The 16,316-nt window shown below is 68.0% G+C and carries 11 protein-coding genes; 9 read left to right on the top strand and 2 right to left on the bottom strand.

Going from position 1 to position 16,316, the window contains the following annotated elements; all coding sequences use genetic code 11:
• The first annotated feature begins 102 nt into the window (after positions 1 to 102).
• The 9 genes from ACLJOO_RS03800 to ACLJOO_RS03760 all read left to right on the top strand — a co-directional run bounded on the left by ACLJOO_RS03800 (position 103) and on the right by ACLJOO_RS03760 (position 12,572).
• On the top strand, positions 103 to 1,077 hold the full coding sequence (locus ACLJOO_RS03800; protein WP_410785404.1) for a LacI family DNA-binding transcriptional regulator: 975 nt from the start codon (positions 103 to 105) through the stop codon (positions 1,075 to 1,077).
• A gap of 89 nt (positions 1,078 to 1,166) precedes the next feature.
• Positions 1,167 to 2,540 carry an ABC transporter substrate-binding protein gene (locus ACLJOO_RS03795; protein ID WP_410785403.1) on the top strand — a complete coding sequence of 458 codons (1,374 nt, stop codon included), beginning with the start codon at positions 1,167 to 1,169 and terminating at the stop codon, positions 2,538 to 2,540.
• Positions 2,537 to 3,469, top strand: a complete 933-nt coding sequence (locus tag ACLJOO_RS03790) for a carbohydrate ABC transporter permease (protein WP_410785402.1) — start codon at positions 2,537 to 2,539, stop codon at positions 3,467 to 3,469. Before ACLJOO_RS03795 ends, ACLJOO_RS03790 begins: the two co-directional genes overlap by 4 nt.
• Positions 3,466 to 4,332 carry a carbohydrate ABC transporter permease gene (locus ACLJOO_RS03785; protein WP_410785401.1) on the top strand — a complete coding sequence of 289 codons (867 nt, stop codon included), beginning with the start codon at positions 3,466 to 3,468 and terminating at the stop codon, positions 4,330 to 4,332. The genes ACLJOO_RS03790 and ACLJOO_RS03785 overlap by 4 nt, the downstream gene beginning before the upstream one ends.
• On the top strand, positions 4,329 to 6,626 hold the full coding sequence (locus tag ACLJOO_RS03780) for a hypothetical protein (RefSeq protein ID WP_410785400.1): 2,298 nt from the start codon (positions 4,329 to 4,331) through the stop codon (positions 6,624 to 6,626). The genes ACLJOO_RS03785 and ACLJOO_RS03780 overlap by 4 nt, the downstream gene beginning before the upstream one ends.
• Positions 6,623 to 8,893: a hypothetical protein gene (locus ACLJOO_RS03775; protein WP_410785399.1), complete on the top strand. Its 2,271-nt coding sequence runs from the start codon at positions 6,623 to 6,625 to the stop codon at positions 8,891 to 8,893. Before ACLJOO_RS03780 ends, ACLJOO_RS03775 begins: the two co-directional genes overlap by 4 nt.
• Positions 8,890 to 9,720: an NAD-dependent epimerase/dehydratase family protein gene (locus ACLJOO_RS03770; RefSeq protein ID WP_410785398.1), complete on the top strand. Its 831-nt coding sequence runs from the start codon at positions 8,890 to 8,892 to the stop codon at positions 9,718 to 9,720. The genes ACLJOO_RS03775 and ACLJOO_RS03770 overlap by 4 nt, the downstream gene beginning before the upstream one ends.
• Positions 9,721 to 9,766: 46 nt before the next feature.
• A complete protein-coding gene (locus ACLJOO_RS03765; protein ID WP_410785397.1) occupies positions 9,767 to 11,206 on the top strand; it encodes a GuaB1 family IMP dehydrogenase-related protein in 1,440 nt (479 codons plus the stop codon).
• A 382-nt stretch (positions 11,207 to 11,588) separates the two neighbouring features.
• A complete protein-coding gene (locus ACLJOO_RS03760; RefSeq protein WP_410785396.1) occupies positions 11,589 to 12,572 on the top strand; it encodes a response regulator transcription factor in 984 nt (327 codons plus the stop codon).
• Here the strand turns inward: ACLJOO_RS03760 and proS are convergent.
• On the bottom strand, positions 12,569 to 13,981 hold the full coding sequence (gene proS, locus ACLJOO_RS03755) for a proline--tRNA ligase (RefSeq protein WP_410785395.1): 1,413 nt from the start codon (positions 13,979 to 13,981) through the stop codon (positions 12,569 to 12,571). The two genes, ACLJOO_RS03760 and proS, sit on opposite strands and share 4 nt — an antisense overlap.
• A 106-nt stretch (positions 13,982 to 14,087) precedes the next feature.
• Positions 14,088 to 16,304 (bottom strand): NADP-dependent isocitrate dehydrogenase, encoded by a 2,217-nt coding sequence (locus ACLJOO_RS03750; protein ID WP_410785394.1) that lies wholly within the window; start codon positions 16,302 to 16,304, stop codon positions 14,088 to 14,090.
• Positions 16,305 to 16,316: the final 12 nt, after the last annotated feature.

The following is a 16,316-nucleotide window of genomic DNA, read 5'->3' as shown; positions in this document are numbered from 1 at the left end:
GCACGACTCTGTCGAGATCAGTCTGAAACAAGCTGTTGACACGTTCGGCATCGATTGCAAACATGTTTCAACATCCAGCCCCGGACAGAACGGAGATCCGCGATGGCCGCCACGGTCAGGGAAGTCGCGCAGTTGGCGGGGGTGTCCCCGTCGACGGTGTCCCGGGTCTTCACCGCGCCCGACCAGGTGCAGGAGGCGACCCGGCAGCGGGTCGCCGACGCCGCGCGGCAGCTCGGATACCGGCCCGACCCGGCGGCCCGGACGCTGCGCAGCGGCCGGACAGAGTCGCTCGGGCTCGTCGTCCCGGACATCGCGAACCCGTTCTTCCCGCCGATCGTCAAGGCGATGCAGGCCCGGGCCCGCAACCACGGTTACACGCTGCTGGTCGCCGACTGCGACGAGCGGGAAGCCGACGAGTTGGAGACCATCGACGCGATCGTGAAGAAGGTCGACGGATTGGTGCTCTGGGCATCGACCTTGTCCGACGGCCGGCTGCGGGAGCTGGCTGCGGAGGTTCCGCTCGTCCTGGTCAACCGGCAGGTCGAGGGCATCCCCGAACTGCAGATCTCACTGACGCCCGGGATCAGCCAGGCCGCCGAACACCTGCGGGCACTCGGTCACACCAGTTGTGTCTTCGTCAACTGCTCGCGCCCGGAGCACCTGCGGGGCAAGTCGATAAGAGAGACCTTCGACGCGCAAGGGCTTTCGGTCGTCGAGCTCGGTCCGTACGAGCCGCGTTTCGAGACCGGTCTGCATGCGGCGACCCTGGCCGTCGCGAACGGCGCGACCGCGATCCTCGCGCACAACGATCTGGTCGCGATCGGCGTCCTGCACCAACTCGCCCATTCCGGGGTGGACGTTCCCGGTCAGGTCAGCGTGATCGGTATCGACGACACGCTGCTGGCCGCGATGTCGATCCCGGCCCTCACCACGATCCGGATCTCGCCGCAGACGGTGGCCACCCATGCCGCCGATCTGATCGTCGAAACCATCAACGGCTCGGAGCCGCAGTCCGTCGAGGTCGGCTCGCGGCTGATTCCGCGCGCCTCCACAGGTCCCGCGCCACACCGCGCCTGATTCGCGCCTGACCCGAGCAGGACCCACCACAGTACGGCGAGCCGCCCCGCCGTACCGATCCTTCCTGGAGACATTCAATGGCTACACCCATGCGTGTTCGTGCTGCCCTGGTGGCGGCCGCGACCGGGCTGGTACTGACCGGCTGCGCGGGACTCACTCCTGCCAAGAACGACGCCCGGAGCGGCGGCGATGTGGTACTGCGGGTGCAGGGGATGCCGGCGCCGACGGACACCGCCGCGCTGGCCCAGTTCCATCGGCTGGTGCAGGACTTCCAGGCGAAGAACCCCGGCATCACGATCGAAGGGACCGAGAACCGCTGGGATCCGCTGACGTTCTCGGCCAAGCTCGCCGGCAAGACGATCGAGGACGTCATCCAGGTTCCGCTGACCGAGCCGCAAGGCCTGATCGCCCGCAAGCACGTGCAGCCGATCACCGACCAGCTGAAGCAGTGGGCTCACTACCAGGAGTTCAACCCGCAGGTCCTGCAGCCGCTCAGTGACAGCTCGAGCCGGGTGTACGGCATCCCGCAGGCGCCGTTCGCGCAGGGGCTCGTCTACAACCGGAAGCTGTTCACACAGGCTGGGCTGGATCCGGACAAGCCGCCGGCCACCTGGGACGAGGTCCGCGCGGCCGCGAAGCAGATCAGTACGAAGACCGGCAAGGCCGGGTTCGTCCACGAGTCCAAAGGCAACACCGGCGGCTGGCAGCTGACGATGCTGACCTACACGCATGGCGGCTCGATGGAGATCGAGCGGGACGGCAAGGTCGTTGCCGCGGTCAACGACCAGGCGACGAAGCAGTCACTTGAGCTGCTCAAGGCGATGCGCTGGACGGACAACTCCATGGGCCAGAACCAGTTGATGGACCAGGACGACGTGGTCAAGCAGTTCGCGGCCGGTCAGGTCGGGATGTTCATGGGGACGCCGGGCACGTACAAGCTGGCCAAGACGAAGTTCGGGATGAAGGACACGGCCGACTACGGCGTCACGTCGCTGCCGCAGGCCGGCGGTAACGCGACGCTCGGTGGCGCGGAGGTGTTCATGGTCCCGGCGTCGGTGCCGAAGGAGAAGGTCGACGCGGCGGTGAAGTGGCTGCTGTTCGCTCAGGCCGAGGCGCAGTACGAGCCGACGATTGCGGCCGAGCGGGCGAAGGAGCTGGCCAAGGACCCGAAGGCCGCGGTCGGCGTACCGACGCTGCCGATGTTCAGCACTGCGCAGCAGGCCAAGATCGACGCGGCGGTCAAGCCGTACGTGAACGTCGAGCTCGAGCACTTCAAGCCGTGGCTGGACGGTACGCCGAAGCTCACGCTGAAGCCCGAGCCGCCGGTCGCGGCGCAGAAGCTCTACACGATCCTCGACACCGTGGTGCAGTCCGTGCTCACCAAGAAGGACGCGAACGTGGACGCACTGCTCACCAAGGCGCAGGCGGACGCGGACAAGATGCTCGCCGCGGAGCAGAAGTGACCGCATTGCTCGAGCGGCCGGCCTCCACCGCCGAGCCGGTGGTGGCCGCTTCCCGGCGGAGGGCCGGCCTGCGCCGGGAACTCCTGGGCCTGATCTTCCTCGCGCCCGCCCTGGTCGTCTTCGGGCTGTTCTCCTGGTGGCCGATCCTGCGCGGGCTGCTGATCTCGTTCCAGGAAACGAACCTGGTCGACCCGGCGGTCTGGGTCGGTCTGGAGAACTTCCAGGTGGTCCTGACCGATCCGCTGGTCGGCAAGGCGATGACGAACACCCTGCTGTTCGTCGGCCTCGGTCTGGTGATCGGCTTCCCGGCGCCGATCGTGCTGGCGGCAGTGATGTCGACCGTACGGCGCTTCGCCGGCGTGTACCGCGTCGTCGTCTACCTGCCGGTCGTCGTACCGCCGGTGGTCGCGATCCTGCTCTGGAAGTGGTTCTACGATCCCGGATCCGGTCTGTTCAACCAGCTGCTCGGTCTGGTCGGACTCGGCCCGTACCCGTGGCTGCAGTCGCCGCAGACCGCGATGCTGAGTCTGGTGCTCGAGGCGACGTGGGCCGGGATGGGCGGTGCCGCACTCATCTACCTGGCCGCGATGACCGGCGTACCAGCCGAGCTCTACGAAGCGGCCGAGACCGACGGCGCCGGGATCTGGCGGCGGATCTGGCACGTGCTGCTGCCCCAGCTGCGTCCGGTGATCGGCCTGCTCCTGCTGTTGCAGCTGATCGGCACGATCCAGGTCTTCACCGAGCCGTACATCTTCACCCAAGGCGGTCCGGACGAGGCCACGGTGACCGTGCTGCTGCTGATCTTCCGGTACGCGTTCCAGGACGGCCAGTACGGGCAGGCCGCTGCGCTGTCCGTCCTGCTCGCCATCGTTCTCGCTGTGCTGTCCGCGGTCTACCTCCGCCTGACCAGAAGCTGGAGTCCCAAGTGAGCGAGCCGATGACGACGTTCACGTCGAGCAACGACCTGCGCAGGCCGGGTACGGCGTTCGTGCTCCGGGCGGTCCAGGTACTCACGCTGCTGGTCCTGCTGGCCATCGGGGTGGGGCCGCTGTACTGGACCGTCAAGGGTGCGGTGTCGCCGCCGACCGAGATGATCACGCATCCACTCCGGTTGTGGCCGGCCGAGGCGGAGCTGGGCAACTTCGCCCGGGCGTTCACCGAGCTCCACGTCGGGCGCTACCTGGCCAACACCGTGACGGTGGTGATCGGTTCCTGGGCGGTGCAGTTGCTGGTGGCAATGACCGCCGGGTTCGCGTTCGCGGTGATCCGCCCGCGGATCGGTCGCTACGTGTACGGCGCCATTCTCGCGACCATGTTCGTGCCGTACACCGTCTCGCTGGTCAGCCTGTTCCTCACCGTGCTGGACGTCGGCCTGCTCGACACCTACTGGGCGATCTGGCTGCCCGCCGGCGCGAACGCGTTCAACGTCCTGCTGGCGACCCGGTTCTTCGAGGCGCTCCCGCAGGAGTTGTACGACGCCGCGAAGGTCGACGGCGCCGGCACCTGGCAGTTGCTCACGAAGATCGTGCTGCCGATGAGCCGGCCGGTGATCGCGGTGATCAGCCTGCTGGCGATCATGCACTCCTGGAAGGAGTTCATCTGGCCGCTCGTGGTGATCTCCGACCCGAAGCTGCAGCCGATCAGTGTCGCATTGGCGAATCTGGTCGACTCCGCGCCGCTCGACGAACTGATCGCCGCGATGGCGATGGCCCTCGCTCCGCCGGTGCTCGTGTTCCTGGTCCTGCAGCGCTACGTCGTCGCCGGGCTCGGCTTCACGGGGGTGAAGGGATGATCAGCCGACGAGCCGTCCTCGGCGGCGCGGTGGCCGCAGCCGCCGCCGGGGCCACCACGAGCCCTGCGTACGCCGCCGACGTTCAGATCACCGATACGGCGAACACCATCACGTTGATCGCGGCACCTGACACCGGTGAGGTCAAGGTGCTCGACGGCGGCGGGGTGCAGCGGTTCAGCCTGACGACGTTCGAGTACGCGTACGGGACCGGCGACGACAAGGTCGTCCTGCGGACCACCGGGATCACCAACGTCGAACCGAAGAGCGCGCAGCAGTTCGTGATCACCTACACCGCGCCGCTCGGCCAGGTCGTCGGCACGTTCACGGTCGGCCTGCGGAAAGCGCGGATCCGCTGGGACGTGACCGGGGTAGCGGGCCTGCGGGTCGACAGTTTCCGGGTCGCGCGGGTTGTGACCGGTACGGCGACCGAGCACTTCGATCCGGTGGCGTTGTGGAACCGGGATCGTGATCCGGACACCGGCGCGCTGCGCGGCGGCGTACCGTTCGAGACGACCAACGGCGTCTGCTATTCCTACAGCTGGTCCGACAACCGTGCAGTCATACGGTTTCCGCAGAGCACGGTTGCTTTTAGCAACAATGGCTACGTGCATGCGGTCGGCGACGAAGACGGTTTCCTGGAGAGCACCGTCGTGCTCGGGGTGATGCGGCCGCACTCGGCCGGGGTCATCGCCCGGGACGGTGATCTCGGTATCGACCTGTGGACGGACCAGCCGTTCAATCTCTGGAACACCGGCGGCTCCAAGACCGTCAATCTGCAGGTCGTCAACGCGGCTCTGACCACTCGCACCGTGCGCGTCGACTGGGTCGCACGGGACTGGAGCGGCGGGTCGACCAGCGGTACGACGAGTGGCTCGGTCGGCGCCCGCGGCGTGTGGAACGCCACCTTCTCCGTCACGCTCGGCGCCCGGGACATCCGCTTCGTCGAGGCGGTCGTGTACGACGGTTCGACCGAGGCCGCGTTCGCCCGAACAACGCTTTCCGTGCTGTCGACGTACACCTACGGCGACACCGAGCTGAGCATGTTCGGAATGGGGAACTTCGCCTATCTGGAGGAGCCGTCGAGCGCCGGCGTACTCGGGCTGATGAAGCTCGTCGGCATGAAGTGGATCCGGACGGCGTACAAGGCCTACAACGGGTACGCCGCCTCGCCCGGTCCGACCGTCGCCGCGCTCGAGGGCGCAGGGTTCCTGCACAACATGCAGCTCGCCCGGGACCTGCCGTGGGGCGTGGACGGCACGGCCTGGGCCGAGGACATGGTCGGTCGCGCCACCTACTCCGACGCGAAGTACTACGAGTGCGGCAACGAGCTGAATCTCACCGCGGCGGGCAAGACGCCCGCGCAGTACGTCAACGAGGTGCTCGGGCCGTTGACGTTGGCAAGGACCGCCAAGGGCGCCACGTTCAAGGTGATGACGTGTGGCCTGGCCGGATACCCCGAGCAATGGGTGCAGGACTTCGTCGCCGCGGGCGGCTGGGATCACGTCGACGTACTGGCGTACCACCCGGGTCGCGGTAACTACACCGCGGACTACGCGCCAACGGAGCCGTGGACGAACGAGACCCGCTGGAACTTCCTCGGCACGCTGAAGAAGGCAACCGCAATAAAAGGCACCAAGGAACTCTGGCTCACCGAGGCGTACTCGGGAACGCTGCCGAACCGCTGGTGGACCGACACGTACCGGAACGCGCCGGAAAACGTTCTACTGCAGCTCGCGCTGGCCAAGGCGTACGGCGTCAGCTGCGTCACCTGGTACACGCTCAACGACTCGATCCAGCAGCAGCCGATGGAGGCGGATCCGGACAGCGTCGAGTACCACCACGGGCTGCTGCACCGTGACCTCGGCGCGAAGCCCTCACTGCTGGCGTTCGCGACCGCCGCCCGCTGGCTCGACCAGTCCACCTTCGCCGGTTCGGCGGACCTGAGCGATCCGGACTTGTTCGGCCTCGTCTTCAACACGCCGACGGGCAAGGTGAATCTGCTCTGGTCGCGCAAAGACGGCTACATCCTCAACGACGACGCGGACCGCCGCAGCGACACGAGCCCCGCCTACTACCGCAGCCCCGAACCCTGGGAAGACCTGTGGCCGACGAAGACGAACGTCACCGTCCCGACGCCGGCCGCGACCACGTCCGTCCGTGAGCTGAACTGCCTCGGCATGGACGTCGCCACCCATCAAGCGAGCAACTCGCAGGTCACCGTCACCCTCGACGGTGCAGCGCGCATCTTCATCGGTCTCGCCCTGCCTCTCAAGACCACTGGAGTCATCCCATGAAACCAACCAGGCGGACCTTCGTCGCCGGATCGCTCGTCGCAGCCGGTGTGGCCGGCGGCCTGCTCCCGACGGGCATTGCCCAGGCCGCGACGGCGTACACGATCACCGCGGACGGCATCACGGTCACCGCGCTCACCGACGGAACCATTGTCGTCGGTGACGGGACCGAACGAATCCGGATCGCGCACTTCCAGGTCAAGGACACCGTGCTCGGCGGCCAGCGCACGTTCGGCGGCACGCCGTCGTTGGTCACGCTCCCGGACGGCCGGCAGGCGATCCGGGTGGACTACGTGATGAGTGCCGCCGCGAAGACGATCACGGTGACCGGCACGTTCGACGTCACCGCGCGGCGCCTGCACATGCGCTGGGACGCGACCAGTTCGAACCAGATGTACCTGAACTCGCAGTTCAGCCGCACCGTGGTGAGCCCGACCGCCGCGGAGTACCCGACCGCCGTCACCCGGTGGAACCGTGACGCCGGCGGCGGCGTGCCGTACGAGACCAACGACGGCATCGTCTACACCGAGACCTGGGCCGACACGAAGGCGTATTTCCGGCTCGCGTCGAGCCGCCCGGACTGGACGACCGCGTCCTGGATGCACATCGTCGGCACATACGACGCACTCGGCGTACTGCGGCACGAGGCGGACCTCGTACTCGGCAACCTCCGCGAGGTGAACGCTGCTGCCGTCGGCCGCCCGGTCGGCATCGACATCTGGACCGACCAACCGTTCAACCTCTGGTACGAGACCGGCCACGCGATGCCGGTCAACGTCCAAGTCGTAGCAGGAGGACCAGTGAAACTCAGCTGGTTCGCGCGCGACTTCGACGGTACGACGCTCACGAGCGGATCGACCGTACTCACACCGGCCCCCGGCCGGAGCGCCGAGCACAAGATCGTCGTACCGGCACTGCGTCAACAGGGCGTCGCCTTCATCGAGGTGAAGGCGACAACAGCAAACACGGAAGCCTTCGCACGCACCACGCTCGCAGTGCTTCCGTCGTACACCTACCGAGGCGGCGGCATGTTCGGGATCGCGAACTACCCCTGGCTGCTCAAGCCCAGCAAAGCGGACGTCGCCACCCTGCTGCAGAAGATCGGTGTCGCGTCGGTCCGGATCGCCTACAACGGCGCCCCCGGCATCCCGCCGGCCGAACTGGAGGCGATGGGGATCACGCCGAACATCCAGCACGGCGACGTGGTGTTCGACGCGACGCCCGAGCAGGCGAAGACGTGGGCCGCGGAGCTGGTCGACGTCGTCGTGGACGCCCGCGCCCGGTACTTCGAGGTCGACAACGAGCGCAACCAGCCGTGGATGTCCGGCCTGTACGCCGACAAGTACATCCGCGACGGTCTGCGGCCCGTGGTCGAGCGGCTCGCCGAGGTCGGGTACGACGTGAAGGTGATGAACAACGGCCTCGGCGGCATGGACGTCAACTGGGTCGACAGCTTCCACGCGCACGGCGGCTGGGACCTGATCGACGCGTTCGCGTTCCACCCGGGCCGCGGCAACTTCACGCCGGACTACGCGCCGACGCCGGACGAGTGGGTCACCGGGTCCAACGGCAGCTACTGGAACTTCCTCGGCGGCGTCCGCGAGGCCAAGCGGCGGATCCGCGAGTACGGCGGCGACAAGGAACTGTGGCTGACCGAGGCGTACGCGTGCACCCGGCCCAACCAATGGTGGAACGACACGATGCGGCAGGCGGCCGAGAACGTGCTGCTGACGATGGCGCTGGCGAAGGCCGAGGGTGTGGACGGCGTGAACTGGTACCAGTTGCACGACACCACGATCCACCATCCGCAGGAGGCCGACCCGGCGAACCCGGAGTACCACTTCGGCCTGATGAACCGGGACCTGTCGGCGAAACCGTCGCTGCTGGCGTTCGCGACCGGGACACGGGTGCTCGAGGACGCCGAGTTCGTGCGCTGGCTGGACCTCTCGAAGATCGAGCGGCACCTGCAGGGGCTGCTGTTCATGACGCCCGACGGACCGCTCTCGATGCTGTGGAGCCGGAAGGACGGGTATCTGCTGAACGTCGATCACACCGAGGGCCAGGCGTACTACCCGCACCCGGAAGTCTGGGAGGACGACTGGCCGACCAAGACGAACGTCGTCGTTCGCGGTGGTGAGCTGGTCGAGATCGACTGCATCGGCCGCTGCCGAACGCTCACCGGATCGCGGATCAAGCTCACGCTCGACGGTGCCCCGAGGCTGTACCGCGGACTGTCGGCGCAGCCCGAACAGCAGCTCCGGCTCGCGTGAACCGCGTCCTCGTCACCGGAGCCGCCGGCCGGATCGGACATGCGGTGGTGGACCTTTTGCGCGTACGCCGTACCGCGGTGACCGCCCTCGTCCTACCAGGTACGGCGTTCCAGGCGGATCGGGTGGTCGAGGGGAGCGTGTGCGACGTGGCCGCGGTGCGGGCCGCGATGGCGGAGGTCGACGGTGTCATCCACCTCGCCGCGCGGCCGGCGCCGCACCGCGGAACGCCGTACGAGGTGTTCGGGGAGAACACGCTCGGCACGTTCACGGTGCTGGAGGAGGCCGGCCGGGCCGGGGTCCGGAACGCTGTGGTCGCGAGCAGCCTGGCCGCGAACGGGTTGCCGTTCGCGGCCGAGCCGCTCAGCCCGGCGTACGTGCCGCTCGACGTGCGGGTGCCGAGCCAGGCCGAGGACCCGTACGCGTTGTCGAAGCTCGCCGACGAGCAGACCGCCGCGATGATGTCCCGGCGCCACGGCATGGCTGTGGTCGCGCTGCGTTACCCGTTCGTCGGCGGGTTCACCGAACGCCTCAACGACCATGCCGAGAAGGTCGCCGTCGACCCAGCGCTCGGTGCTCGCGACCTGTGGTCCTACCTGGAGACAAGAGACGCCGCACGCGCGGCAGTACTGGCGTTGCAGGTGCCGGGCGGCTCGCACACCTTGCATGTCGCGGCCCCCCACACGCTGGCGCCGTACCCAACCAAAGACCTCTTGCGCCGTTACCACCCCACCACCGAGATCCGGGCCGAACTCCCAGGGCGCACCACTCCGCTCGATCTCCGACCCGCCCAGGATCTCTTGGCGTTCACAGCCGAACACGTGCTGTGACGGCGCTAGGCTGGTCAGGTTTGTACACGGGCGGAAGGGGTCTGGTATGCGGTTTCATCATGATCGGGAGCCGGCGGGTGACTTGACCTTCAGCGACGTGTTCCTGGTGCCCAACCGGTCGCGGGTGGCGTCCCGGCTGGATGTGGATCTGGCGACCGCGGATGGGACCGGGGCGTCGATCCCGGTGGTTGCGGCGAATATGACCGCGGTGTCGGGGCGGCGGATGGCCGAGACGATCGCGCGGTGCGGTGGTCTCGCGGTGATTCCGCAGGACATTCCGGTCGATGTCGTCGCCGACGTGGTTGCCTGGATCAAGGAACGGGATCCGGTCCACGACACCGCCCTGACCCTGCCGCCGACCGGGACCGTCGGCGAGGCGCTGAACCTGTTGCCGAAGCGCAACCACGGCGCGGTGATCGTCGTCGATCAGGGGCGGCCGGTCGGCGTGGTGACGGAGGCTGACTGCTCCGGCGTCGACCGATTCACCCAGCTGGACGCGGTCATGTCCCGCGAGCTGCTGACGGTTCCCCACGGCATCGACCCCGAGACGGCGTTCGACCAGCTGCACGACGGTCGGCACCGGCTCGCGCCGGTCGTCGACACGGACGGCCGGATCGTCGGCATCCTCACCCGTGAGCGCGCTCTCCGCGCCACGCTGTACGAACCGGCCCTCGACGCCGGCGGCAAGCTCCGTATCGCCGCCGCGATCGGGATCAACGGCGACGCCGAGCAGAAGGCGAAGGCGTTGCTGGACGTCGGTGTCGACGTCCTCGTCATCGACACCGCACACGGTCACCAGGAGCGGATGGTCGAGGTCGTCGAACGGGTTCGCGCCCTCGGCCCGAAGGTGCCGATCGTGGCCGGGAACGTCGTCACCGCCGAAGGTGTCACCGACCTGGTGAATGCCGGCGCGGACATCGTGAAGGTCGGCGTCGGACCGGGCGCGATGTGCACGACCCGGATGCAGACGGCCGTCGGGCGTCCGCAGTTCTCCGCGGTACTGGAGTGCGCGACCAGGGCGCGCGAGCTCGGCAAGCACGTCTGGGCGGACGGCGGCGTACGGCATCCGCGTGATGTCGCGCTCGCGCTGGCCGCGGGGGCGTCGAGCGTGATGATCGGGTCCTGGTTCGCCGGTACGTACGAGTCGCCCGGCGACCCGCACCGGGACAGCCAGGGCCGGATCTACAAGGAGAGTTTCGGGATGGCGTCGGCCCGCGCCGTCCGGTCCCGGACCGCCGAGGACTCGCCGTTCCAGCGGGCCCGGAAGAGCATCTTCGAGGAGGGCATCTCGACCGCCCGGATGTACCTGGACCCGGAGAACCCGAGCGTCGAGGACCTGCTGGACTCGATCGTCTCGGGCATCCGCAGTTCCTGCACGTACGTCGGCGCGGCCAACCTGACCGAGTACCACGAGCGCGCCGTCGTCGGCCTGCAGACGGCCGCCGGGTACGCCGAGGGCAAACCGCTCGACACCAGCTGGCTGTAATCGTATACAACAACCTCATCCCGCGGATGAGACCGCAGGCCCGGCAAGATCATGCGGCGGGCGATGGTCACGGACCGCGATCGGTGGCACGGTGTAGTCAACAGGGGGAGGAAGGGCACCGAACCATCCGTAGGGGGGTCGGGGTCGCGCCGGGGGCGGCGGGACCGATCGACGCGGGGGCTCAACAGTCACAGGTGTCCTGCTCGTGGTCGCGGGTGGTGCAGGGGTTCGGCCGAGGCTTGGGAGGGCGACTCGGGAACCCGGAGGCACCACCTGCGACCCCGTTTTCACACATGTTCTGCTGCATCACTGGCAATTCGCTGGGTACAGCGCGATAGTCGAGTGATCGATACAGCAGAGATGTGTGTGGGGAGCCCGCGTCGTGGACGCAGACAGAGGCGCCCCGCTGCGGGTTGATGCGGAAACCGCGATCATTCTGCGCGAGGCGTACCACAAGATCGAAGCGTTGTTCCGGTCCGACCACTACGGTCTGTACGACTACGTCCGGGTGGTCGCCGGGAAGATCGCGCGCGTCGACGCCTTCTTCGTCGGGTTCTTGCAGGGCAGTAGCCGGGTGCGGTTCCCGTACGGGTACGACGACGGCGAGTACGCGAACCCGGACACCCACATCTTCGGGCCGAACGGGCAGACCGCCTGGCTGATCAAGCACCGGCACACGTACCGGTTCGCTTACGACAACGGTTCCACCCTGCACGCCGGCGTACCGGTCGGGGACCTGCGGCGGCGGTCCGAGGACGCGGTCACGGTGCCCATCTTCCGGCCGACCAAGGACGGGCCCGATCAGCTGTTCGGGATGCTCTCGATGCAGAGCTACGAGCGCGGGTCGTACGACGACAACGCGGTGCGGGCGTTCGAGTGGCTGAGCGAGGTGGTGGAGCGGGTACTGACCCGTGAGGGCGAGGACCGGGAGTCGTTGCGTCGGCTGCCCGCGGGTGACGTCGGCCCCAATTTGCTGACGTCAGACCACGTGATGGAGTACCTGACGCACCGGGTCGCGTCGATCCGGGAGATCGCGGCCGAGGCGCTGGACGAGCCGGACGTGAGTGCCGCCGTACAGACGCATCTCGAGCGGATCGTCGACGCCGCCGAGCACATCCAGTCCGAGCTGATCGAGATGCTGATGGAGACCGACGAGGGCCCCGAGCGCCGGTTCACCAGCCTGACAAAGGCACAGCAGGCCGTCGCCGTCCTGCTGACTGACGGCCTCGACAACGATCAGTTGGCGGCCGAGCTCGGGGTCAGCCTCAACACCGTCAAGACCCACCTCAGCGCGATCCTCCGCAAATACGGCTTCCGCTACCGCTCCCAGGTCGCCGACGACGTCCGCAGATACCTGGCCCGTTAATACGAGCGGGCCACGTACGCCACCAGGTCGGGTTCGTCGTCGTTCACCGGGAGTGAGCCGTCTGGGCGTTGTAGGCAGCGGACGGTGATGCCGGATTCGCCCAGGCGGTCCTCGCCTTGCTCGCCGACGGCGTCGTACGGGATGCGCGCCCAGCCGGTGGCGGCGGCGTCGATTGCCTCGTCGACTGTGGAGACGGTCGTGATGCGGGCAGTCTGGCGGGCGGTTGCTTCGGCCAGGAGGTGTGCTTGGTCCGCTTCGAGGCCGGTGACGACGTGTGCGGTGAGTTCGGTCAGATCGACGGCGGTCTTGGCCGAGTCGCGCAATCGTCGTACGACGGTGGCGCTGCCGGCGGCGAGGTCGCGAGGGCCGACCTCGACGCGGATCGGGACGCCCTTGAGCTCCCAGTTCACCGCGCGGCGTCCGAACGGCTGGTCGGCGCGGTCGTCGACGGTGACGCGCAGACCGGCCGCCGTCAGCTCGTCGGCGATACCGCGAGCCGCCGCGATCGCCTCATCCTTCACCGCGAGTACGACGACCTGCACCGGAGCGACCGCGGGCGGGACCCGGAGGCCTGCGTCGTCGCCGTGCACCATGATCAGTCCGCCGACCATCCGGGTGCTGCTGCCCCAGGACGTGGTCCACGCGAGCTCACGCCGTCCCTCGTTCGACAGGTATCCGATGTCGAACGCATGCGAGAAGTTCTGCCCGAGCTCGTGCGACGTACCCATCTGCAGGGCCTTGCCGTCACCCGTCATCGCTTCGAGCGTCATCGTGTTCACCGCGCCCGCGAACCGTTCCCGCCGCGTCTTGCGGCCGACGACGACCGGGATCGCCAGGACGTCGACCATCACCTCGCGGTAGACGTCGTACAGGATCTTCGTCGCGTAGGCGCGGGCGTCCTCGGCGGAGACGTGGGCGGTATGCCCTTCCTGCCAAAGGAATTCGGTGGTGCGGAGGAACAGTCGCGGGCGGAGCTCCCAGCGGACCACGTTCGCCCATTGGTTCAGCAGGAGCGGGAGGTCCCGGTAGCTCTGGATCCACTTGGCCAGATACTCGCCGATCACGGTTTCCGAGGTCGGCCGGACGACCGCGGGCTCCTCGAGTTGCTTGCCGCCGGCATGCGTCACGACTGCGAGCTCCGGGCTGAAACCTTCGACGTGTTCGGCCTCGCGCTGCAGGTAGCTTTCCGGAATCAGCAACGGAAAGTACGCGTTCTGCGCGCCGGTCGCCTTGATCCGCCGATTCATTGCCTCCTGCAACAGTTCCCAGATCCCGTACCCGTACGGTCGTACCACCATGGTCCCCCGCACCGGCCCGTTGTCAGCGAGCTCGGCCTTGGCAATCACATCCTGGAACCATCGGGGGAAGTCCGTCGCCTGCGCGGCAAGCACGGAACGGGAAGCTGTCATGGTCGCCAGTGTAGGAAGGTGATCGGTGGTCCGGCCACGCATTTCCTCAGCACAACAAGCAGCTCCCGGCGCCCTAGCGGGCACCGGGAGCTGCGGAGGGTGTTAGTTAGAGCGTGGCCAGGGCGTCGTTCCAGGTCTTGGACGGGCGCATGACTGCGGCGGCCTTGGCTGGGTCGGGCTGGTAGTAGCCGCCGAGGTCGGCTGGGGTGCCCTGGACTGCGATCAGCTCGGCGACGATGGTCTGCTCGTTCGCGGCGAGGGTTTCGGCGAGCGGGGCGAAGGCCTTGGCCAGGTCCGCGTCGTCGGTCTGCTTGGCCAGCTCCTGCGCCCAGTACAGGGACAGGTAGAAGTGGCTGCCGCGGTTGTCGATCCCGCCGACGCGACGGGTCGGCGACTTGTCCTCGTTCAGGAACGTGGCGGTCGCCCGGTCGAGCGTGTCGGCCAGGACCTGCGCCCGCGCGTTGCCGGTCGCCTGGGCCAGGTGCTCGAAGCTCGCGGCCAGTGCGAAGAACTCGCCCAGGCTGTCCCAGCGCAGGTAGTTCTCCTTGACCAGCTGCTGCACGTGCTTCGGCGCCGAACCGCCCGCGCCGGTCTCGAACAGGCCGCCGCCGGCCATCAACGGGACGACCGACAGCATCTTCGCGCTGGTGCCCAGCTCGAGGATCGGGAACAGGTCGGTCAGGTAGTCACGCAGCACGTTGCCGGTCACCGAGATGGTGTTCTCGCCGCGGCGGATCCGCTCCAGCGAGAACTTGATCGCGTCGACGGGCGCCAGGATCCGGATGTCCAGACCCTCGGTGTCGTGGTCGAACAGGTACTTCTGCACCTTCGTGATGATCTGAGCGTCGTGCGCACGGGTCTCGTCCAGCCAGAACACCGCCGGGTCGCCGGTGGCGCGGGCCCGGTTGACGGCCAGCTTGACCCAGTCCTGGATCGGGGCGTCCTTGGTCTGGCAGGCGCGGAAGATGTCACCGGCCGAGACCGCCTGCTCGAGGACGACGTCGCCGGCCTCGTTCACCAGCCGGACGGTGCCGGTGGTCTGGACCTCGAAGGTCTTGTCGTGCGAGCCGTACTCCTCGGCCTTCTGCGCCATCAGGCCGACATTCGGCACCGAGCCCATGGTCGCCGGGTCGAACGCGCCGTTCGCGCGGCAGTCGTCGAGGACCACCTGGTAGATACCGGAGTAGCTGTGGTCCGGCAGTACGGCGAGGGTGTCGTGCTCCGCGCCGTCCGGGCCCCACATGTGCCCCGACGTACGGACCATGGCCGGCATCGACGCGTCGACGATGACGTCGGACGGGACGTGCAGGTTGGTGATGCCCTTGTCCGAGTCGACCATCGCGAGCTTCGGGCCGTCGGCCAGCTCGGCGTCGAAGGAGGCCTTGATCTCGGTGCCCTCCGGCAGGCTCGCGATCCCGTGCAGGATGCCGCCGAGGCCGTCGTTCGGGGTCAGGCCGGCCTTCGCGAGTACGTCGCCGTACTGCGCGAACGTCTTCGGGAAGAAGGCGCGGACGACGTGACCGAAGATGATCGGGTCCGACACCTTCATCATGGTGGCCTTCAGGTGCACCGAGAACAGCACGTCCTCGGCCTTGGCCCGGGCGACCTGGGCGGTCAGGAACTCGCGCAGCGCGGCCACGTGCAGGACGGACGCGTCGACGACCTCGCCCGCCAGGACCGGGACCGAGTCGCGCAGCACCGTCGTGGTGCCGTCGTCACCGGCCAGCTCGATCCGCAGCGAGCCCGCGGACTCGATCACGGCGGACTTCTCCGTGGCGCGGAAGTCGTCGTTCTCCATCGTGGCGACATTGGTCTTGGAGTCGGCGGTCCAGGCGCCCATCCGGTGCGGGTGGGTCTTGGCGTAGTTCTTCACCGAGGCCGGGGCGCGGCGGTCGGAGTTGCCCTCGCGCAGCACCGGGTTCACCGCGGAGCCCTTGATCTTGTCGTAGCGGGCCTGGATCTCCCGCTCCTCGTCGGTCTTCGGCTCGTCCGGGTACTCCGGCAGCGCGTAGCCCTGGGACTGCAGCTCGGCGATCGCGGCCTTCAGTTGCGGGACCGAGGCCGAGACGTTCGGCAGCTTGATGATGTTCGCGGCGGGCGTCTTGGCCAGCTCACCGAGCTCGGCGAGCGCGTCCGCGATCCGCTGGTCGTCCTTGAGGTACTCCGGGAAGACCGCCAGGATCCGGCCGGCCAGTGAGATGTCCCGGGTCTCCACGCCGACACCGGCCTGGCCGGCGTACGCCTGGACGACAGGGAGGAACGAGTACGTGGCGAGCGCCGGAGCCTCGTCGGTGTGGGTGTAGATGATCGTCGAGTCAGTCACGGGCCCACCTTA

Origin of the sequence: Kribbella sp. C-35 (genome assembly GCF_046549195.1) — a bacterium.
Classification (GTDB): domain Bacteria; phylum Actinomycetota; class Actinomycetes; order Propionibacteriales; family Kribbellaceae; genus Kribbella.
Note: the sequence above shows the minus strand (reverse complement) of the source record. Positions and strands in the feature narration are given on the sequence as shown.